Below are 21522 nucleotides of genomic sequence, written 5' to 3'. Positions count from 1 at the left end.
ATTTTGAAAATTTTCTTTAAAAAAACCGCTAATTGTTAGTTTTTAAACGATTTTGTAAGCCAAAAAAGGATACAATACCCCCAAGGATTTTATATTTATTTTATAGTAAGGCAGTCAATGAGCAAGATAGCAGATGATCAGAACTTTAATGACGAGGAGGAAAACTTCGCAAAACTCTTTAAAAAAGAATTAGAAAAAGAAGAAACCCTAGAAAAAGGCACTATCAAAGAAGGGCTAATCGTTTCCATCAATGAGAATGATGGTTATGCCATGGTGAGCGTGGGCGGTAAGACAGAAGGCCGTTTGGCTTTGAGTGAGATCACCGATGAAAAGGGGCAGTTGCTGTATCAAAAAAATGACTCCATTGTCGTGCATGTGTCCGAGAAAGGTGAACACCCTAGCGTTTCCTACAAAAAGGCCATTTCCCAACAAAAGATTCAGGCTAAAATTGAAGAATTGGGCGAAAACTATGAAAACGCTATTATTGAAGGCAAGATTGTAGGCAAGAATAAAGGGGGTTATATCGTGGAGTCTCAAGGCGTGGAGTATTTTCTCTCCCGCTCGCACTCTTCTTTAAAAAATGACGCAAACCATATCGGCAAACGCATTAAAGCGTGCATCATTCGTGTGGATAAGGAAAACCATTCTATCAATATTTCTCGCAAACGATTCTTTGAAGTCAATGACAAACGACAACTTGAGGTTTCTAAGGAATTGTTAGAAGCTACAGAGCCGGTGTTAGGGGTTGTGAGGCAGATCACTCCTTTTGGCATTTTTGTAGAAGCTAAGGGGATTGAGGGCTTGGTCCATTATTCTGAAATCAGCCATAAAGGGCCAGTAAACCCTGAAAAATACTACAAAGAAGGCGATGAAGTCTATGTCAAAGCCATCGCTTATGATGAGGAAAAAAGACGCCTTTCACTCTCCATAAAAGCGACCATAGAAGACCCATGGGAAGAGATCCAAGACAAGCTAAAACCCGGATACGCCATTAAGGTGGTGGTGAGCAATATTGAGCATTATGGGGTGTTTGTGGATATTGGTAATGATATTGAAGGCTTTTTGCATGTTTCTGAAATCTCTTGGGATAAAAATGTCAGCCACCCTAGCCATTATTTGAGCGTGGGGCAAGAAATTGATGTGAAGATCATTGACATTGATCCTAAAAACCGCCGCTTAAGGGTTTCCTTAAAACAACTCACTAACAGGCCTTTTGATGTTTTTGAATCCAAACACCAAGTGGGGGATATTGTAGAGGGCAAAGTGGCGACTTTAACGGACTTTGGGGCGTTTTTGAATCTAGGTGGGGTGGATGGCTTGCTCCACAATCACGACGCTTTTTGGGATAAAGATAAAAAATGCAAAGACCACTATAAAATTGGCGATGTGATCAAAGTGAAAATCCTTAAAATCAACAAAAAAGATAAAAAGATTTCTTTGAGCACGAAGCACTTGGTGACTTCCCCTACAGAAGAATTCGCTCAAAAGCATAAAACAGACAGCGTGATTCAAGGCAAAGTGGTGAGTATTAAGGATTTTGGCGTTTTCATTAATGCTGATGGCATTGATGTGCTGATCAAAAATGAAGATTTGAACCCCTTGAAAAAAGATGAAATCAAAATAGGGCAAGAAATCACATGTGTGGTTGTTGCGATTGAAAAATCTAACAACAAGGTGCGCGCTTCTGTGCATAGGTTAGAGCGCAAAAAAGAAAAAGAAGAATTGCAAGCCTTTAACACGAGCGATGATAAAATGACTTTAGGGGATATTCTTAAAGAAAAACTCTAAAGAGTGATTTTAAAAACATGAGAATGGCATGAGATTTAAGGGTGTTGTTGCTTTTATTTCCCTAGCTGTCGCTCTTGGCGTTTTAGCCTATTTGTTTTTAAGCGTTAAAAAAGAAATGCCCACCATTTCTCATACAGATAAAAATCTCTCTCAAACAGATGCAAAAAGCCATGACATCAACCTAGAAGAAATCCCCAATAATCCTAATACCCCTAACGATGAAAAAGCCCCCCATAACGAAGAAGATCATAGTAACACCCTTTTTCAAAACCTTGATGCACAAGAATCTATCAATTACCCCGTTGTGGAGCATTATTTTGAAATCCCTTTTGAAGAAAAAAAAAGAGAGTATTCAAAGCTTATCATTAAGGATTTAAAGGACTATCAATGGTGGTGTTTAAAAGAAATCCTTAAAAAAGAACGAATTGATTACGCTTACGATAGCACCAAAAACCAACCCAACCTCATCATCTATTTAGATGAAAATAAAAAAGAACGCTTGCTGGCTGATTTAGACTATTATAAAATACGCTATCATGCTGTTTTTTAAATTCAAAGGATAAAAATGTATCAAGTAGCCATTTGCGACCCCATCCATGCTAAAGGCATTCAAATTTTAGAAGCTCAAAAAGACATTGTCTTGCATGATTATTCCAAATGCCCTAAAAAGGAGCTTTTAGAAAAACTCACTCCCATGGATGCGCTCATCACTCGCAGCATGACCCCTATCACAAGCGATTTTTTAAAGCCCTTAACCCACTTAAAATCCATCGTGAGAGCGGGCGTGGGAGTGGATAATATTGATTTAGAAAGCTGCTCTCAAAAAGGGATTGTGGTGATGAATATCCCTACCGCTAACACGATTGCCGCCGTGGAATTGACCATGGCGCATTTGATCAATGCAGTGCGTTCGTTCCCTTGTGCGAACGATCAAATCAAACACCAAAGGTTATGGAAAAGAGAAGATTGGTATGGCACGGAATTGAAAAATAAAAAGCTGGGCATCATTGGTTTTGGAAACATTGGCTCTAGGGTGGGCATTAGGGCTAAAGCCTTTGAAATGGAAGTTTTAGCCTATGATCCTTATATCCCTTCTTCAAAAGCCACTGATTTAGGGGTCATTTACACAAAAAATTTTGAAGACATTTTGCAATGCGATATGATCACTATCCACACCCCTAAAAATAAAGAAACCATTAACATGATAGGCGCTAAAGAGATCGAACGCATGAAAAAAGGGGTTATCTTGATCAATTGCGCTAGAGGGGGGCTTTATAATGAAGACGCTCTTTATGAAGCTTTAGAAACCAAAGAAGTGCGTTGGCTTGGCATTGATGTCTTTTCTAAAGAGCCTGGCATTCACAACAAGCTTTTAGACTTGCCTAATGTGTATGCGACCCCCCATATTGGCGCGAACACTTTAGAATCCCAAGAAGAAATTTCCAAACAAGCCGCTCAAGGGGTTATGGAGTCTTTAAGAGGTTCAAGCCATCCGCATGCTTTGAATTTACCCATGCAAGCTTTTGATGCAAGCGCAAAAGCCTACTTGAATTTAGCGCAAAAACTGGGTTATTTTTCCAGTCAAATCCATAAGGGCGTGTGCCAAAAAATTGAACTCAGTCTTTGTGGGGAGATCAACCAATTCAAAGACGCCCTTGTCGCTTTTACGCTAGTAGGGGTGTTAAAACCTGTTGTAGGGGATAAAATCAATTACATTAACGCCCCCTTTGTGGCCAAAGAAAGAGGCATTGAGATTAAGGTTAGCCTTAAAGAAAGCGCTTCGCCCTATAAGAACATGCTCTCTTTAACTCTCAATGCGGCTAATGGTTCAATCAGCGTGAGCGGCACGGTGTTTGAAGAAGATATTTTAAAACTCACCGAGATTGATGGGTTTCATATTGATATAGAGCCAAAAGGTAAAATGCTTCTATTTAGGAATACGGATATTCCAGGCGTTATTGGGAGTGTGGGGAATGCGTTCGCTAGGCATGGTATTAACATCGCTGATTTTCGTTTGGGGCGCAACACGCAAAAAGAAGCTTTAGCGCTCATTATTGTAGATGAAGAAGTTTCTTTGGAAGTTTTAGAAGAGCTTAAAAACATTCCTGCGTGCTTAAGCGTTCATTATGTGGTTATTTAAGGTAGTTGGATGCGAGATTTTTTAAAGCTTTTAAAAAAGCATGATGAATTAGAAATCATTGACACCCCCCTTGAAGTGGATTTAGAAATCGCTCATCTGGCGTATATAGAAGCGAAAAAGCCTGATGGAGGCAAAGCCCTTTTATTCACGCAACCCATAAGAAAAGAGCATGACCAGATCAAAACCTTTGGCATGCCTGTTTTGATGAACGCTTTTGGCTCTTTCAAACGATTAGATCTTTTGTTAAAAACCCCCATAGAGGATTTACAACAACGCATGCAAGCCTTCTTGCACTTTAGTGCTCCTAAAAATTTTACTGAGGGTTTGAAAGTCTTAAAAGATTTATGGGATTTAAGACACATTTTCCCTAAAAAAACCACTCGCCCTAAAGATCTCATCATCAAGCAAGATAAAGAAGTCAATTTGTGGGATCTACCCGTTTTAAAAACTTGGGAAAAAGATGGCGGGGCTTTTATCACTATGGGGCAAGTCTATACCCAAAGCCTAGATCATAAAAAAAAGAATTTAGGCATGTATCGTTTGCAAGTTTATGATAAAAACCATTTAGGCTTGCACTGGCAAATCCATAAAGACTCCCAGCTCTTTTTCCACGAATACGCTAAAGCTAAAGTCAAAATGCCTGTCAGTATCGCTATTGGTGGGGATTTGCTCTACACATGGTGCGCGACAGCCCCCTTACCTTATGGGATTTATGAACTCATGCTCTATGGGTTTATGAGAGGAAAAAAAGCGTGCGTGATGCCATGCTTGAGCAATCCTTTGAGCGTGCCAAGCGACTGCGACATTGTGATAGAAGGGTTTGTGGATTGCGAAAAGCTAGAGCTTGAAGGGCCTTTTGGGGATCACACTGGCTATTATACCCCCATTGAGCCTTACCCTGTTTTAGAAGTCAAAACCATTAGCTATAAAAAAGATTCCATTTACTTAGCCACTGTGGTGGGTAAGCCTCCTTTAGAAGACAAATACATGGGGTATTTGACTGAACGCTTGTTCTTGCCCTTGCTTCAAATGAACGCCCCCAATCTCATAGATTATTACATGCCAGAAAATGGGGTGTTTCATAATTTGATTTTAGCCAAAATACACACGCGCTATAACGCTCATGCCAAACAGGTCATGCATGCTTTTTGGGGCGTGGGGCAGATGAGCTTTGTCAAACATGCGATTTTTGTCAATGAAGACGCTCCTAATCTAAGGGACACCAACGCTATCATTGAATACATATTAGAAAATTTTTCTAAAGAAAACACGCTCATCTCTCAAGGCATATGCGACGCCTTAGATCATGCAAGCCCTGAATACGCTATGGGAGGGAAACTCGGTATTGATGCGACTTCTAAAAGCAATACCCCCTACCCCACGCTTTTAAACGATAACGCCTTATTAGCGCTTTTACAAGATAAAATGCAAAATATCGTTCTTTTGAAGCAATACTACCCGCACACCCGTAACCCCATTTGCGTCATTAGCGTGGAAAAGAAAGACAAAAGCGTCATTGAACTGGCTAAAAACTTGCTCGGTTTTGAAGAGCATTTACGCATTGTCATCTTTGTAGAGCATACCAGCAACGATTTAAACAACCCTTACATGCTGTTATGGCGAATCGTTAATAATATTGATGCCAAGCGCGATATCCTCACCTCTAAACATTGTTTTTTTATAGACGCTACCAATAAGGGCGTTATGGACAAACATTTTAGAGAATGGCCCACCGAAACCAATTGCTCCATGGAAGTCATAGAAAATTTGAAAGAGAAAGGGCTTTTAAAAGATTTTGAAACTTTAAATCAAAAATTCCATCTCACGCATTCTTTCAGCACGCATAAAGAAGATCTATAAAGAAGAGCCATAAAGAAGAATTATGTTAGATTATAGCCAAAGGATTGATACCCTCATCGCAAAAATAGAAAAGGCTCGCACCGCCTATTCAAGGCACCACATTGTCAAAATCGTGGCTGTTTCAAAAAACGCTTCCCCAGAAGCTATCCAACATTACTACAACTGCTCTCAAAGGGCTTTTGGAGAAAATAAAGTTCAAGATTTAAAAACTAAAATGCACTCTTTAGAGCATTTACCCCTTGAATGGCACATGATAGGCTCTTTACAAGAAAATAAAATCAATGCGCTTTTGAGTTTAAAACCCGCTCTTTTGCATTCTTTAGACTCTTTAAAACTCGCTTTGAAAATAGAAAAGCGTTGCGAAATGTTGGGCGTCAATTTAAACGCTCTTTTACAGGTTAATAGCGCGTATGAGGAAAGTAAAAGCGGGGTGGTGCCTGAAGAAGCGCTAGAAACTTATTCTCAAATCAGTGAAACTTGCAAGCGCCTCAAGCTTAAGGGGCTGATGTGTATAGGGGCACACACCGATGATGAAAAGAAAATTGAAAAATCCTTTATCACCACCAAAAAGCTTTTTGACCAAATAAAAAATGCGAGCGTTCTTTCAATGGGCATGAGTGATGATTTTGAATTAGCGATTGCTTGCGGGGCGAATCTTTTAAGGATTGGCTCTTTTTTGTTCAAAGAGTAAGATGCTAGAAACTTATGCGCTTAAAAATGGGGCTGTTTTTATCTCTGATGCGCATTTTTTGCCCAAAAACCCTCATTTAATCCATACGCTTAAAAAACTTTTAAGCGCCAAACCCCCACAAGTCTTTTTCATGGGCGATATTTTCCATGTTCTTGTGGGCTATTTACCCCTAGATAAAGAGCAACAAAAAATCATTGATCTCATCAACGCTTTAAGCGAAATTTCACAAGTCTTTTATTTTGAAGGCAACCATGATTTTTCCATGCGTTTTGTATTCAATTCCAAAGTGGTAGTTTTTGAGCGCCAAAACCAACCCGTATTATTCCAATATGATAACAAACGCTTTTTGCTAGCCCATGGGGATTTATTCATCACTAAAGCGTATGAATTTTACATCACGCAGCTCACTTCCACTTGGGCGAGATTTTTTTTAACTTTTTTAAATTTTGCGAGCTTTAAAACCTTATACCCTTTTTTGAAAAAACGCATCTATAAAAAACCCGTCCGCCTTTGGGAATTAGAGCCAAAAGAATTGCAATCTTTTATTGAAAAGCGCCTAAAAGCCTATCAAAATTATATTAAAGATCTTAACCTTGATAGCATTGACGGCATTATAGAGGGGCATTTTCATCTCAAAAGCGGCGCAAAAATCCCCTTGAATGCGCCGATTTATTGCCCACTGCCCTCCTTTTATTACGAACAAAGCCTTTTTAAGGTATCATCAAGCATTTTAGAACCATCTCAAGATAAGGACGCCTAAATCATGGCAGAAAAAACAGCTAACGATTTAAAATTGAGTGAGATAGAACTCGTGGATTTTCGTATTTATGGCATGCAAGAGGGCGTCCCTTATGAGGGGATTTATGGCATCAATGTGGCTAAAGTCCAAGAGATTATCCCCATGCCCACCCTTTTTGAATACCCCACTAATCTAGATTATATCATCGGCGTGTTTGATTTGCGCTCCATAATCATTCCGCTTATAGACTTGGCTAAATGGATAGGGATTGTCCCGGATAAAAGCAAGGAAAACGAAAGAATCGTCATCATCACGGAATTTAACAACGTTAAAATGGGCTTTTTAGTCCATTCGGCTAGGCGTATCAGGCGCATTAGCTGGAAAGATGTGGAGCCTGCATCCTTTAGCGCCTCTAATAGCATCAATAAAGAAAATATCACCGGCACCACGCGCATTGAAAACGATCAAACCCTACTCATTTTAGATTTAGAAAGCATTTTAGATGATTTAAAGCTTAATGAAGACGCTAAAAGTGCTAAGGAAGCCACCCCCAAACAGCATTTTGAAGGCGAAGTGTTGTTTTTAGACGATAGCAAGACCGCAAGAAAAACCTTAAAAAACCATTTGAGCAAATTGGGTTTTAGCATCACGGAAGCTGTGGATGGGGAAGACGGGCTGAACAAATTAGAAATGTTATTCAAAAAATACGGGGACGATTTAAGGAAACATTTGAAATTCATTATTTCAGATGTTGAAATGCCTAAAATGGATGGCTATCATTTCTTATTCAAGCTCCAAAAAGACCCTAGGTTTGCTTATATTCCTGTGATTTTTAATTCTTCTATTTGCGATAATTATAGCGCTGAAAGAGCTAAAGAAATGGGGGCTGTAGCGTATTTAGTCAAGTTTGACGCAGAGAAATTCACCGAAGAAATTTCTAAGATTTTAAACAAGAATGCGTAATTCTTTTTATAAAATTGTAAAATACTCTTATCTCAAACGCTAAAAAGGGGTTTTAAAATGGATGATTTGCAAGAAATAATGGAAGACTTCTTGATTGAAGCCTTTGAAATGAATGAGCAGTTGGATCAGGATTTAGTGGAATTGGAGCATAACCCTGAGGATTTGGACTTGCTCAATCGCATTTTTAGAGTGGCCCACACCATTAAAGGCTCTAGCTCGTTTTTGAATCTTAACATTCTCACGCACCTCACGCACAACATGGAAGATGTCTTGAATCGCGCCAGAAAGGGAGAAATCAAGATCACGCCTGATATTATGGATGTCGTGTTGCGCTCCATTGATTTGATGAAAACCTTGCTCGTAACGATTAGAGATACCGGCTCTGATACTAATAACGGCAAGGAAAACGAGATTGAAGAAGCAGTCAAACAGCTTCAAGCTATCACGAGCCAAAATCTAGAGGGCGCTAAAGAAACTTCAGGGACTAAAGAAGCCCCAGAAAAAGAGAATAAAAAAGAAAATAAAAAAGAAAATAAAAAAGAAAATCAGACAGAAACAAAAGCCCCTACTACAGAAAACTTCTCAAGCGATAACCCGCTAGCCGATGAGCCGGATTTGGATTATTCCAACATGAGCGCTGAAGAAGTGGAAGCGGAAATTGAACGCCTGCTTAACAAACGCCAAGAAGCCGATAAAGAACGAAGGGCCCAAAAAAAACAAGAAGCCAAGCCTAAACAAGAAGAACAAGCCAAACCTAAACAAGAAGTTACCCCAACAAAAGAACCCCCCAAAACAGAAACCCCCAAAGCCCCTAAAACAGAAACTAAAGCTAAGGCTAAAGCCGATACTGAAGAAAATAAAGCCCCCTCTATTGGCGTGGAGCAAACCGTTAGGGTGGATGTGCGCCGATTAGACCATTTGATGAATTTAATCGGTGAGCTTGTGTTAGGAAAGAATCGCTTGATCAGGATTTATGGCGATGTGGAAGAACGCTATGATGGGGAAAAGTTTTTAGAGGAATTAAACCAGGTAGTTTCTTCTATTTCAGCGGTAACGACAGACTTGCAGCTTGCGGTGATGAAAACCCGGATGCAACCAGTGGGCAAAGTGTTCAATAAATTCCCTCGCATGGTAAGGGATTTGAGCCGGGAATTAGGCAAGAGCATTGAATTAATCATTGAGGGCGAAGAAACCGAATTAGACAAATCCATTGTAGAAGAGATTGGCGATCCGCTCATCCACATTATCCGCAACTCATGCGATCATGGGATTGAGCCTTTAGAAGAAAGAAGAAGGCTTAACAAGCCTGAAACCGGTAAAGTGCAATTGAGCGCGTATAATGAGGGTAACCATATTGTGATTAAAATCTCTGATGATGGCAAAGGGTTAGATCCTGTGATGCTTAAAGAAAAAGCGATTGAAAAAGGGGTGATTAGCGAAAGAGACGCTGAAGGCATGAGCGATAGGGAAGCGTTTAACCTCATTTTCAAGCCAGGCTTTTCTACCGCAAAAGTCGTTTCTAACGTTTCAGGCAGAGGCGTGGGCATGGATGTGGTGAAAACCAATATTGAAAAGCTTAATGGGATCATTGAAATCGATTCAGAAGTGGGGGTAGGCACGACTCAAAAACTTAAAATCCCTCTCACTCTGGCTATCATTCAAGCTTTACTCGTGGGCGTTCAAGAAGAATATTACGCTATCCCGCTTTCTTCAGTTTTAGAAACCGTGCGCATCAGCCAGGATGAAATTTACACCGTTGATGGCAAAAGCGTGTTGCGCTTAAGAGATGAGGTGCTTTCTTTGGTGCGCCTTTCTGATATTTTTAAAGTGGATGCTATTTTGGAATCCAACTCAGATGTGTATGTGGTCATCATTGGCTTGGCCGATCAAAAAATTGGCGTGATTGTGGATTATTTGATCGGTCAAGAAGAAGTGGTCATCAAATCTTTAGGTTACTATCTTAAAAACACTAGAGGCATTGCTGGCGCTACGGTGAGAGGCGATGGGAAAATCACTCTTATTGTAGATGTGGGAGCGATGATGGATATGGCAAAAAGCATCAAGGTCAATATCACTACCTTAATGAATGAATCCGAAAACACCAAGAGCAAAAATTCTCCTAGCGATTATATTGTCTTAGCGATTGATGATAGCAGCACGGACAGAGCGATTATCCGCAAATGTTTAAAACCATTAGGCATCACGCTTTTAGAGGCCACTAACGGGTTAGAAGGCTTAGAAATGCTTAAAAATGGCGATAAGATTCCGGACGCTATTTTAGTGGATATTGAAATGCCCAAGATGGACGGCTACACTTTCGCTTCTGAAGTGCGTAAATACAATAAATTCAAAAACCTGCCTTTGATTGCAGTAACCAGTCGGGTAACTAAAACCGATAGGATGCGCGGCGTTGAATCCGGCATGACTGAATACATCACCAAACCTTATAGCGGCGAGTATTTAACCACCGTAGTGAAGCGCAGCATTAAATTAGAAGGAGGCGAATCGTGAGCAACCAATTAAAAGATTTATTTGAAAGACAAAAAGAAGCTAGTGCAGGCTCTAAACAAGAAGACAATGAAGAAATTTTGCAATTCATTGGCTTTATTATTGGCGATGAAGAATACGCCATTCCCATTTTGAATATTTTAGAGATCGTCAAACCCATTGGCTACACACGAGTCCCTGAAACCCCAAACTATGTGCTTGGCGTGTTCAATTTAAGGGGCAATGTCTTCCCTTTGATCAGTTTGCGTTTAAAGTTTGGCTTGAAAGCCGAAAAGCAAAACAAAGACACTCGTTATTTGGTGGTACGCCATAACGATCAGATCGCTGGGTTTTTCATTGATCGCTTGACTGAAGCCATTCGCATCAAGCAAACCGATATTGACCCGGTGCCAGAAACTTTGAGCGATAACAATAATCTAACCTATGGCATTGGGAAACAAAACGACAGACTCGTAACCATTTTAAGAGTGGAAGAAATCTTAAAAAAAGACTTTTAAAAACCTTTTCTATCAAACCCTTATGGGGGCTTTGAAAAAGGCTTATTCCATTAAAAAGCTTGATTTTAGTCAAGCGTCTCTTGTAATGCACTAAAAACAGAGTCTTTTTCAATCTTTTCTTTTAAAAATAGCGTGAAAATTTTTTAAACGGGTTTAAAAAGAACTTTTTAGTTTTTGTTGCCAACATTTTTTAACAAGTGGGGCTTTTTGCATTGAGATTCACTAGATCGTAGCCCCCTCCTTTTAAATTTCCTATTTCAACACTTTTAAAAGCGCTTCATAATTGGGCTCTTCTAAAATGTTTTGAACGATTTCTTTATAGATAACCACTCCCTTATCATCAAGAACAAACACCGATCGAGCGAGCAAGCCTTGCAAAGAGCCTTTACCCAACAGCACGCCGTAATTTTCCCCAAAAGCCTTATACCTAAAATCGCTTAAGATTCTTAAGTCCTTAATGCCTTCAGCACCGCAAATTTGCCCTTGAGAAAAAGGCAAGTCCATAGAAATAACGCTAAAACTCACAGAAGGCAGTTTGCCGGCTTGCTCATTGAAGTGTTTGGCTTGGAGTAAGCAAACCGATCCGGTTAAACTAGGAAGTGCGCTAACGACCTGAAAACGCACGCCTTGCTTCAATAAATTGACTTCTTGTAAATCGCCATTGACCAATTTCACATCAGGGGCTTTATCGCCCACTTTTAAGGCTTTCCCTTCTAATTGATATGTTTCTTCTTTAAAAGTAACTTTTTGCATGGTTAAATCCTTTCTAATGAATTGCTATATTGCGTTAGAATAGTAGCCCATTAAGATTAACTTTTAACAAATTTAAAAAGAATTTGTTTAAAAAGTCGTTTTCATTTTAAAAAACCCCTTAAAATCTACAAAATTTGCATAACGATTTAATTTTTAAGAAAAGATTTACCAAAAAGTATTAAAAAATGATTACAATAGTCCCACCTAATCACAAGGAGAAAACATGTTTACATTACGAGAGTTGCCTTTTGCTAAAGACAGCATGGGAGATTTTTTAAGCCCTGTAGCGTTTGATTTCCACCATGGGAAACACCATCAAACTTATGTGAATAATTTGAACAATCTCATCAAAGGCACGGATTTTGAGAAAAGTTCTTTGTTTGATATTTTGACGAAGTCTAGCGGAGGCGTGTTCAATAACGCCGCTCAAATTTACAACCACGATTTTTATTGGGATTGCTTAAGCCCCAAAGCGACTGCTTTAAGCGATGAGTTAAAAGGGGCTTTGGAAAAAGATTTTGGCTCATTGGAAAAATTTAAAGAAGACTTCATTAAGAGCGCGACCACTTTGTTTGGCTCTGGCTGGAATTGGGCAGCGTATAATTTAGACACTCAAAAAATTGAAATCATTCAAACGAGCAACGCTCAAACCCCGGTTACGGATAAAAAAGTGCCGCTTTTAGTGGTGGATGTGTGGGAGCATGCTTATTATATTGACCACAAAAACGCGCGCCCTGTGTATTTGGAAAAATTCTATGGGCATATCAATTGGCATTTTGTTTCTCAATGCTATGAGTGGGCGAAAAAAGAAGGCTTAGGCTCAGTGGATTACTACATCAATGAGTTGGTGCATAAAAAAGCTTAAGCGTTAGCACTATTGTGGTTTAAAGATTTTTAAACCACGCTTCTTTTTTGAATGAAAGACACTCTGTTCAATCAATCCCTAAACAAACGCTTTTGTTTTGATGAGAAAGTCGCCCATGTTTTTGATGACATGCTGGAGCGTTCTATCCCTTATTATCATGAAATGTTGAATCTGGGGGCGTATTTTATCGCTCAAAATTTAAAAGAAAATGTCTATCCTAAGTCCTTGCCTAAGCCCTTGCCTAAGCCCTTGATTTATGATTTGGGCTGTTCTACCGGGAACTTTTTTATCGCGCTTAACAGGCAAATCCAACAAGAGATTGAGCTTGTAGGGATTGACAATTCCATGCCCATGCTTAAAAAAGCGCAAGAAAAATTAAAAGATTTTAACAATGCCCGTTTTGAATGCATGGATTTTTTAGAGGTTGAGTTTAAAGAAGCGAGCGCGTTTTCATTGCTTTTTGTATTGCAATTTGTCCGCCCCATGCAAAGAGAGGTGTTGCTCAAAAAGATTTATAACAGCCTTGCGTTGAATGGGGTTTTATTGGTGGGCGAAAAGATCATGAGTGAGGATCGGATATTGGACAAGCAAATGATAGAGCTATACTACCTTTATAAACAAAATCAAGGCTACAGCCACAATGAAATCGCTTTCAAAAGGGAAGCGTTAGAAAATGTGCTTGTGCCTTATAGTCTAAAAGAAAATATCGCGCTTTTAGAAAGCGTGGGGTTTAAGCATGTAGAAGCGCTGTTTAAATGGGTGAATTTCACGCTGTTAGTTGCCAGAAAAACTTAAGTTTTTTAAAACAATATATAAAACTTAAATGTTTTAAAAAATATCCACAGGATCCATGTTCACGCTGCAAGGGATATTGGGGGCGGTTTTTAAAAACGCATGCACGCTTTTGATTAGGCTTAAAGGGTCTTTGGAACGCAATAAAATCAGGTAGCGGTAAGAAGAGGCGATTTTTTCAATGGGGGCTTTGAAATTGGAGAGCGTTACACCCTTTTCTAAACATGAAGAAAGGGTTTGAGAGGCTTTTAGGCTCAATTGTTGGGCTTTTTCTTCGTTTTTATGCTTAAACTCTAACAAACACAGCCTTGAAAAAGGCGGATAGAGTTCGCACCTTTCTTGCAATTCGTATTGTAAAAAATCTTCATAATCTTCTAAGAAATTTTTTAATAGATCGGTTTCGGTGCTTTGAATGAACACTTGGCCAGAAATTTGCCTAGCGCTCCTCCCAGCGATTTGATAAAGTAACGACACGCCTTCTTCTAAAGCCCTGTAACTATTGGATTTAATGATATTGTCTATGCCTAAAACAACCGCTAAACTCACTTTAGCGTAATCATGCCCCTTACTTATCATTTGAGTGCCGATTAAGATATTCGTTTTTTGAGCGTTGAAATCGTTTAAAATATTGTGGAGTTTTTTTTGCGTGCTGGTATGATCTTTATCTAAAATCGCTATTTTAGCGCCTTTCAAAAGGCCTTCTAATTCGTTCAACACTTGCATGGTACCTATCCTTTTGCCCACTAAAACTTCGCTTTGGCATGCGTTGCAAATTTTAGGGATAGGGCTTGAAAAATGGCAATAATGGCACATGAGTTTGTTGGTTTTTAAATGCAAACTCATATTCACGCTGCAAAAAGGGCATTGAACGCTTTTGTAACAACTTTGGCACAGCAAGGTTTTGAAATTAGCCCTTGTAGGCACAAAAATAATGGCTTGCTCGTTTTTGTCTAGGACTTGTTTTAGTGCTTCTAGGAGTTTGGGCGTGATAAAACGCTCGGTTTTTTCAAAAATAATGTTTTTTTGCGTGGGGGTGTAGCGCCCCTTTAAGCGCACTAAAGCCTTATCTTTAAAGCGTTTATAACTACTCAAACTTGGCGTAGCAGAGCCTAAAACCACTTGAATAGGGAATTTATGGGATAAATACAAGCATAAATCCCTAGCGTTATACATAGGGCTTTGATGAGACTTATAAGAAAAGTCATGCTCTTCATCTACAATGATTAAACCCAACTCCTTAAGGGGCAAAAACAACGCGCTTCGTGTGCCTACCACTAATTTGATTTCTTGCGAATAAAGCTTTTCTAAAAATTGTTTTTTTTGATTTTGAGAGAGTTTGCTATGCCACAAGCCTAAATTCTCTTTAAAAACCCTTTTAAGGCGTTGCTGCATTTGAGGGGTGAGGGCGATTTCTGGCACTAACAATAAAGCGCTTTTTTTTTGCTCTAAAGTTTGAGCGATTGCATGCATATAGATCTCGGTTTTCCCGCTACCCGTATCGCCAAAGAGCAAGCTTGCTGAATGTTTTTGCAATTCTTTTAAGGCGTTGGTTTGCGTTTGGCTTAATCTATTAAGAACAGGCTCAATTTTTTCTAACCCCATTCCATCGCATTCTTTAAAAGGAGTAAAAAGGCTTAAGACTGAAGAAAGATTAGCCGAGTAATATTGAGCGATAAAAATAGCGAGCTCCATTTGAAAAGGGAGTAAAAAATAAGGGGTTTTTTCTAGCTCTAGGCATTCAAAAGAGGGTTTTGAAACTTCTTCAAGAACGACGCCCAAAAGCGTTTTATTCCTTAAAGGGATATTGACTAACGCTCCTTTTTGGTGTCGCTCTTTAGAAAAGTAAGTTAAAGGGGGGGTTTTATTTTTTAAAGGAGCGATCAAGTGATAGAACATGATGAGATTTTTTCTAAAAGCTTTTTGAGTTCATTATGCAAATACTCGTTTTGACAACTTTCATGCAAATAGTCCTTTAAAAGCTCTAATGCGTTTAATTCTTGGTTATGGAAACGCTCCTTTAGGGTGCGTTTCATCTCATCGCTAAAGGTGTTGTTGAGAGAGATTTTATAGCGTTTGCCTAAATAAGTGATTTCTAAGCTATCGTTTTCTAAAGACATGTTTTTAATGGTTTATGACAATAAATCAGAGATTTTGTCATAAAGACCTTGAATGCCCTTATCTTTAGCGCTCAATTCATCGTATAAAATAGCGATTTGAATGTCTTTTTCTTCATTTTGCGCATTCAGTGTGGTGTTTGCTTGGCGTAAAGCGTTCAACTCTTCTTCTTGTTTTTGAATTTTTTCAATCAATTCATCAATTTTAGCGCCCAACTGGTTTAATAAACTTAAAGATTGCATCATAAGCCTTTCATGGTTTTTAAAAGTTATTATATCAAAGCTATTAAATTATCGCAAAATACCCCTATCCCCTTAAGGTAATGACTTTTACCATAAAATCAAGCAACCAAATCCTATTTTTAAGCAATTCTTATGGCGGTATTTGGTATTTTTGATTACCATAAAACAACAAGATAGAGAGCTTGCAGGGAATGATAAATGCAAAAAAGTATATTCAAAATAACTCTGTTGTTGGTTTTCCTCTTTTTAAGAAACGCTGTTGGTTTAGACGATAAAAAAGCAGCTCCTAAAAGCGTTCAAAATACGCCTAAAAATTTACCCCCTATCCAATTAAGGCTCGATCAAGCCTATGAAGACCTTATCAAAATGTTAGACAATATGGGAAAAAGCACGCAGTATGAGTTCCCTAAAATTAAAGAAATCCTAGAACAAAGCGAAGAGGAATGGCTAGGAGTCGCCCATGAAGAATGCGTGGCGTTGGTTATGCTAATAAGCCCTAAGGCTTCTATTGAAAACAGCCCGATTTATAGGAATTGCTATGAAGCTTATGTGAAACAAAGAATCCATGATTTATATGATTTTTATATAGAAAGCAAAAAGGTGAAAAGAAAAATCAAGAAAGCCCATAAGCAAAAGACCGCTATTAACCAATCCCAGCCCCTAACAAAAGAGCCACCCAAGAACGAGAATAAAAAAAGCTTAGTAAAACCCAGCTTAAAAGACGCAAAGATCCCTAAAGGGTATTACTTGCAAATTGGGGCTTTTTTAAATTCGCCCAGTAAGGATTTTTTGCAAACGCTCAAAACTTTCCCTCACCAAATGGAGGAAAAAGACTCCCTCACGCATTATTTGATTGGTCCTTATAAAACCAAAGAAGAAGCCCTAAAACAGCTTGAAAATGCGGCTAAAAGCTTTAAAAATAAGCCTGCGTTGGTAGAGAAGTAGTCGTTTTAACTATCCTTATTTGAAAATAAATCTATAGTTTTATTGGATTTGATAAAGCCACCTAGCTATTAGCGCGACAAACAAACTCGCGCCCAAAAACACATAGCCCATCATTTTATAAAAGGGGATAAAATTTTTTTGAATTTCTTCTTCTGCAATAATGATTTTAGAAACCCCTAAGCGGTTAGTTGGGGCGCTGTCTGTGAGGTAAAAGCCCTGTTTTTTAAGCGCAAAATAAGGGGTTTTGATCAAGGCGTCATTTTTAAAAGAGGCCACAAACGCCCCAATATTAGAAAACTTGACATTGTTGTCTGCGTCCAACAAAACAAAGGGGGTGTTTTTGAATCGTTCTTCTAATATTTTTAAAGGCTCTAAAGAAGAGGCATTATCCAATTCTAAAAGGCTTTTAGCGATCGCATCAGCGGTGTATTGCATGCGTATTTGGGTGTTTTCTAAAAGGTTATTTTTCGCATAAAAGAAAAATAACGCTAACAAAACCCCCACTAAAAGCAAGGTAGAAAGGGCATAAATGATTAAAAAACGCTTTTTAAAAGAATAGGGCATGACAAACCTTTTTGTTTATAGCGGGTTGGATAACACAGCTTTTTACGATTGGATTAAAAACGCTCAAAAATAGCCCCCTTTTTCTACCATATTTATTTAATTTTATGGTAAATTTTTGAAAAATTGTTATAATTCCTACACTTTTATTGGCAAATTGATTAAAAAAGGGGTTTAGAATATGCTTGACATATGGATAGATATGATAATTTGTATTTTTTATTTGCTCTTTTTTACGACTCCTTACATTGTGGGCGATATTTTGCAATTGAAATTTATCCGTCAAAAGCTCTGCGAGAAGCCTGTTTTACTCCCACAAAAGGATTATGAAGAAGCGGGAAATTATGCCATTAGGAAAATGCAATTATCCATTATTTCTCAAATTTTAGACGGGGTGATCTTTGCTGGTTGGGTCTTTTTTGGTTTGACGCATTTAGAAGATTTGACGCATTATTTAAACCTTCCTGAAACGCTAGGTTACTTGGTGTTTGCCTTGTTGTTTTTAGCGATTCAAAGCGTTTTGTCCTTACCCATTAGTTACTACACCACCATGCATTTGGATAAGGAATTTGGCTTTTCTAAGGTGAGCTTGCCATTGTTTTTTAAGGATTTTTTCAAAGGGTTATTGCTCACTTTAAGCGTGGGATTGTTGTTGATCTACACTCTTATTATGATCATTGAACATGTGGAACATTGGGAGATTAGCTCGTTTTTTGTCGTGTTTGTTTTTATGATCTTGGCTAATCTTTTTTACCATAAAATCGCCCAGCTTTTCAACCAATTCACCCCCTTGAATAATAGGGATTTGGAGAGTCAAATTGAAAGCATGATGGATAAGGTGGGTTTTAAATCCGAAGGCATCTTTGTGATGGACGCTAGCAAGAGGGACGGGCGTTTGAATGCGTATTTTGGAGGCTTGGGTAAAAACAAGCGGGTGGTGTTGTTTGACACTTTGATCTCTAAAGTTGGGACAGAAGGGCTTTTAGCCATTTTAGGGCATGAATTAGGGCATTTTAAAAATAAGGACTTACTGAAAAGTTTAGGGATTATGGGAGGCTTGCTCGCTCTTGTTTTTGCTTTGATCGCTCATTTGCCACCGATCGTTTTTGAAGGCTTTAATGTCTCGCAAACGCCAGCGAGTTTGATTGCGATTTTACTCTTGTTTTTGCCGGTATTTTCTTTTTACGCTATGCCTTTGATCGGGTTTTTTAGCCGAAAGAATGAATACAATGCGGACAAATTTGGAGCGAGTTTAAGCTCTAAAGAGGTTTTAGCCAAAGCGTTAGTGTCTATTGTGAGCGAGAATAAAGCGTTCCCCCATTCGCACCCTTTTTATGTTTTCTTGCATTTCACGCACCCGCCCTTATTAGAGCGCTTGAAAGCTTTGGATTATGAAATTGAATGACCCTTTCACAAGCCCTAAATAAAGCCAAAAAAGAATTATCGCAAAAAGGTTTTAGGGGGGGATTAGAGTCTGAAATTTTATTAGGCTTTGTCTTGCAAAAAGAAAGGGTTTTTTTGCACACGCATGCCTATTTAGAATTAAGCCACGAAGAAGAGGTGCGCTTTTTTGAACTGGTAGAAAAACGCTTGAATGACTGCCCCATAGAGTATTTATTGGAAAGCTGTGATTTTTATGGGCACTCTTTTTTTGTGAATGAGCATGTTTTAATCCCACGGCCTGAAACGGAGATTTTGGTCAAAAAAGCCCTTGATATTATTTCTCAATACCATTTAAAAGAAATAGGCGAAATAGGCATAGGGAGCGCTTGCGTGTCTGTCAGTTTGGCTTTAGAAAACCCCAAAATTTCCATTCATGCGAGCGATATTTCATTAAAAGCTTTAGAAGTGGCGTCCAAAAATATTGAGCGCTTTAATTTAAAAGAGCGTGTTTTTTTAAAAAAAACGCATCTTTGGGATCGCATGCCAACGATACAAATGCTTATCTCTAACCCGCCCTATATCGCTAGAGGTTATCCTTTGGAAAAATCCGTTCTCAAAGAACCGCATGAAGCCCTTTTTGGGGGGGTTAAAGGCGATGAAATCTTAAAAGAAATCGTTTTTTTAGCCGCTGCATTAAAAATCCCTTTTTTGGCTTGTGAAATGGGGCATGATCAGTTAAAAAGCTTGAAAGAATGCTTGGAATTTTGCGGTTATGATGCAGAGTTTTACAAGGATTTGAGCGGCTTTGATAGAGGGTTTATAGGCGTTTTAAAAAGTTTTTTAAGATAAAGTTAAAATTTAATTACCCTTTTAGTGTTACAATAAAAACACTTAAAATTATAAAGGATGCCGCTTATGTATATTGAAAAAATCCTCCAATCTTTACAGAAAAAATACCCCTATCAAAAAGAGTTCCATCAAGCCGTCTATGAAGCTATCACTTCTTTAAAACCCCTTTTAGACAGCGATAAAAGTTATGAAAAGCATGCCGTTTTAGAGCGTTTGATTGAGCCTGAAAGAGAGATTTTTTTTAGGGTGTGTTGGCTAGATGATAACAACCAAATCCAAGTCAATCGGGGGTGTAGGGTTGAATTCAATTCAGCGATTGGCCCTTATAAGGGGGGTTTGAGATTCCACCCTAGCGTGAATGAAAGCGTGATCAAGTTTTTAGGATTTGAGCAAGTGTTGAAAAATTCGCTCACTACTTTGGCTATGGGGGGCGCTAAGGGGGGGAGCGATTTTGACCCTAAAGGAAAGAGCGAGCATGAGATCATGCGTTTTTGCCAGGCGTTCATGAATGAATTATACCGCCATATTGGGGCCACGACTGATGTGCCAGCCGGAGATATTGGAGTGGGCGAAAGAGAGATCGGCTATCTGTTTGGGCAATACAAGAAATTAGTCAATCGTTTTGAAGGCGTATTGACCGGTAAAGGGCTCACTTATGGGGGGAGCTTGTGCAGAAAAGAAGCTACCGGTTATGGGTGCGTGTATTTTGCTGAAGAAATGCTGCAAGAAAGGAACAGCTCTTTAGAGGGTAAGGTTTGTAGCGTTTCTGGGAGCGGTAATGTCGCTATTTATACCATTGAAAAATTGCTTCAAATAGGAGCCAAACCGGTAACGGCGAGCGATTCTAATGGCATGATTTATGATAAAGACGGCATTGATTTAGAGCTTTTGAAAGAGATTAAAGAAATCCGTCGTGGGAGGATCAAAGAATACGCCCTACAAAAACCAAGCGCGAAATACACGCCTATAGAAAATTACCCCAAAGGGGGGAATGCTATATGGCATGTGCCTTGTTTTGCGGCTTTTCCTAGCGCGACCGAGAATGAATTGAGCGTTTTAGACGCTAAAACTTTGCTTTCTAACGGGTGCAAATGCGTGGCTGAAGGGGCGAACATGCCCTCAAGCAATGAAGCGATTGAATTGTTTTTACAGGCTAAGATTTCTTATGGCATAGGCAAGGCGGCTAATGCTGGGGGGGTGAGCGTGAGTGGCTTGGAAATGGCGCAAAATGCGAGCATGCACCCTTGGAGTTTTGAAGTGGTGGATGCGAAATTACACCACATTATGAAAGAGATTTATAAGAATGTTTCTCAAACCGCTAAAGAGTTTAAAGACCCTACTAATTTTGTTTTAGGGGCTAATATCGCTGGTTTTAGAAAAGTAGCGTCGGCGATGATAGCGCAAGGGGTTTGATGGATTGGTTTTGCAAACTTATTTTTTAACCCATCTCCTTATGGCACGCAACAAAGGTAAGGATTTTTGATAAGCTTTGCGATAGATTTTAAAAGTGGTGTTTTGAGAGAGTTCTAATAAAGGTGAAGCGTTTTGTAAAAGCCGGTCATAATTAACCCTCAAATCATCATGTTCTCTTCTCAAATTATCATAATTAACCCTCAAATCATCATGTTCTCTTCTCAACCCATCAACAGACACTAACGGCTCATTCAAATCACGATGAAGAGCAGAATAATGGGTATTGTCGCAATGATAAATCGTATCGTTTTCTAAAATCGTTTTAAAAAAATCTAAAATCTTTTCAAAACTCAAATTTTGGTAAAAGTAAGCTTTCCCATCAAGGGTGTTTAAAGGGTTTTCATAGAGCATGTCTAAA

Annotated in this window: 20 protein-coding genes and 1 pseudogene; 15 read left to right on the top strand and 6 right to left on the bottom strand. The window is 38.9% G+C overall.

What is annotated here, in order from left to right:
- Positions 1 to 117: 117 nt before the first annotated feature.
- Genes H7N69_RS06585 through cheW form a run of 9 tightly spaced genes read left to right on the top strand, consistent with a single transcriptional unit; the run spans position 118 to position 11186 of the window.
- Positions 118 to 1788 (top strand): 30S ribosomal protein S1, encoded by a 1671-nt coding sequence (locus H7N69_RS06585; RefSeq protein ID WP_187885175.1) that lies wholly within the window; start codon positions 118 to 120, stop codon positions 1786 to 1788.
- Positions 1789 to 1816: 28 nt separating this feature from the next.
- The gene (locus H7N69_RS06580) at positions 1817 to 2338 is read left to right on the top strand and encodes a hypothetical protein (RefSeq protein WP_187885174.1); all 522 of its coding nucleotides are present in this window, start codon (positions 1817 to 1819) and stop codon (positions 2336 to 2338) included.
- A gap of 15 nt (positions 2339 to 2353) precedes the next feature.
- Positions 2354 to 3928 carry a phosphoglycerate dehydrogenase gene (serA, locus tag H7N69_RS06575; RefSeq protein WP_187885173.1) on the top strand — a complete coding sequence of 525 codons (1575 nt, stop codon included), beginning with the start codon at positions 2354 to 2356 and terminating at the stop codon, positions 3926 to 3928.
- A 9-nt stretch (positions 3929 to 3937) separates the two neighbouring features.
- Positions 3938 to 5788 (top strand): menaquinone biosynthesis decarboxylase, encoded by a 1851-nt coding sequence (locus H7N69_RS06570; RefSeq protein WP_187885172.1) that lies wholly within the window; start codon positions 3938 to 3940, stop codon positions 5786 to 5788.
- Positions 5789 to 5810: 22 nt separating this feature from the next.
- Entirely contained in the window at positions 5811 to 6479 is a 669-nt protein-coding gene (locus H7N69_RS06565; protein ID WP_187885171.1) for a YggS family pyridoxal phosphate-dependent enzyme, read from the top strand.
- Position 6480: 1 nt separating this feature from the next.
- Entirely contained in the window at positions 6481 to 7239 is a 759-nt protein-coding gene (locus H7N69_RS06560) for a UDP-2,3-diacylglucosamine diphosphatase (protein WP_127958566.1), read from the top strand.
- A 3-nt stretch (positions 7240 to 7242) separates the two neighbouring features.
- Positions 7243 to 8181, top strand: coding sequence for a chemotaxis protein CheV3 (gene cheV3 / locus H7N69_RS06555; protein WP_187885170.1), 939 nt, complete (start codon positions 7243 to 7245; stop codon positions 8179 to 8181).
- Between the two features lie 57 nt (positions 8182 to 8238).
- Complete coding sequence (cheAY2, locus tag H7N69_RS06550) at positions 8239 to 10692, top strand: chemotaxis histidine kinase/response regulator CheAY2 (RefSeq protein WP_187885169.1); 2454 nt, start codon at positions 8239 to 8241, stop codon at positions 10690 to 10692.
- Positions 10689 to 11186 (top strand): chemotaxis protein CheW, encoded by a 498-nt coding sequence (cheW, locus tag H7N69_RS06545; RefSeq protein WP_000070766.1) that lies wholly within the window; start codon positions 10689 to 10691, stop codon positions 11184 to 11186. The genes cheAY2 and cheW overlap by 4 nt, the downstream gene beginning before the upstream one ends.
- 252 nt (positions 11187 to 11438) lie before the next feature.
- On the opposite strand, the gene tpx is transcribed toward cheW, so the two are convergent.
- Complete coding sequence (gene tpx / locus H7N69_RS06540; RefSeq protein ID WP_001174640.1) at positions 11439 to 11939, bottom strand: thiol peroxidase; 501 nt, start codon at positions 11937 to 11939, stop codon at positions 11439 to 11441.
- A 223-nt stretch (positions 11940 to 12162) separates the two neighbouring features.
- Between tpx and sodB the strand changes: the two genes are divergently transcribed.
- Complete coding sequence (gene sodB, locus H7N69_RS06535) at positions 12163 to 12804, top strand: superoxide dismutase [Fe] (protein WP_000494629.1); 642 nt, start codon at positions 12163 to 12165, stop codon at positions 12802 to 12804.
- A gap of 51 nt (positions 12805 to 12855) precedes the next feature.
- Positions 12856 to 13599, top strand: coding sequence for a carboxy-S-adenosyl-L-methionine synthase CmoA (gene cmoA, locus H7N69_RS06530; protein WP_033584111.1), 744 nt, complete (start codon positions 12856 to 12858; stop codon positions 13597 to 13599).
- A gap of 33 nt (positions 13600 to 13632) precedes the next feature.
- Here the strand turns inward: cmoA and H7N69_RS06525 are convergent, their stop codons facing one another.
- The 3 genes from H7N69_RS06525 to H7N69_RS06515 are packed head-to-tail and all read right to left on the bottom strand — an operon-like array spanning position 13633 to position 15953.
- A complete protein-coding gene (locus H7N69_RS06525) occupies positions 13633 to 15492 on the bottom strand; it encodes a primosomal protein N' (protein WP_187885168.1) in 1860 nt (619 codons plus the stop codon).
- Positions 15477 to 15713, bottom strand: coding sequence for a hypothetical protein (locus H7N69_RS06520; RefSeq protein WP_000051171.1), 237 nt, complete (start codon positions 15711 to 15713; stop codon positions 15477 to 15479). Before H7N69_RS06520 ends, H7N69_RS06525 begins: the two co-directional genes overlap by 16 nt.
- A gap of 12 nt (positions 15714 to 15725) precedes the next feature.
- Positions 15726 to 15953 (bottom strand): hypothetical protein, encoded by a 228-nt coding sequence (locus H7N69_RS06515; RefSeq protein ID WP_001191194.1) that lies wholly within the window; start codon positions 15951 to 15953, stop codon positions 15726 to 15728.
- Positions 15954 to 16151: 198 nt separating this feature from the next.
- On the opposite strand from H7N69_RS06515, the gene H7N69_RS06510 reads away from it, so the two are divergent.
- A complete protein-coding gene (locus H7N69_RS06510; protein ID WP_001172421.1) occupies positions 16152 to 16898 on the top strand; it encodes an SPOR domain-containing protein in 747 nt (248 codons plus the stop codon).
- A gap of 39 nt (positions 16899 to 16937) precedes the next feature.
- On the opposite strand, the gene H7N69_RS06505 is transcribed toward H7N69_RS06510, so the two are convergent.
- Entirely contained in the window at positions 16938 to 17462 is a 525-nt protein-coding gene (locus H7N69_RS06505) for a hypothetical protein (RefSeq protein ID WP_187885167.1), read from the bottom strand.
- Between the two features lie 178 nt (positions 17463 to 17640).
- Here H7N69_RS06505 and H7N69_RS06500 point away from each other — a divergent pair, with 178 nt between their 5' ends.
- The 3 genes from H7N69_RS06500 to gdhA all read left to right on the top strand — a co-directional run bounded on the left by H7N69_RS06500 (position 17641) and on the right by gdhA (position 21104).
- Positions 17641 to 18864, top strand: a complete 1224-nt coding sequence (locus tag H7N69_RS06500; RefSeq protein WP_187885166.1) for a M48 family metallopeptidase — start codon at positions 17641 to 17643, stop codon at positions 18862 to 18864.
- Positions 18861 to 19691 carry a peptide chain release factor N(5)-glutamine methyltransferase gene (locus H7N69_RS06495; protein WP_187885165.1) on the top strand — a complete coding sequence of 277 codons (831 nt, stop codon included), beginning with the start codon at positions 18861 to 18863 and terminating at the stop codon, positions 19689 to 19691. The genes H7N69_RS06500 and H7N69_RS06495 overlap by 4 nt, the downstream gene beginning before the upstream one ends.
- A gap of 66 nt (positions 19692 to 19757) precedes the next feature.
- Positions 19758 to 21104 (top strand): NADP-specific glutamate dehydrogenase, encoded by a 1347-nt coding sequence (gene gdhA, locus H7N69_RS06490; RefSeq protein ID WP_187885164.1) that lies wholly within the window; start codon positions 19758 to 19760, stop codon positions 21102 to 21104.
- A gap of 18 nt (positions 21105 to 21122) precedes the next feature.
- Here the strand turns inward: gdhA and H7N69_RS06485 are convergent.
- A pseudogene (locus H7N69_RS06485) lies at positions 21123 to 21522 on the bottom strand (glycosyltransferase family 10 domain-containing protein); the annotation flags it as partial.

The organism is Helicobacter pylori (genome assembly GCF_014497725.1).
GTDB lineage: Bacteria > Campylobacterota > Campylobacteria > Campylobacterales > Helicobacteraceae > Helicobacter > Helicobacter pylori_DE.
Note: the sequence above shows the minus strand (reverse complement) of the source record. Positions and strands in the feature narration are given on the sequence as shown.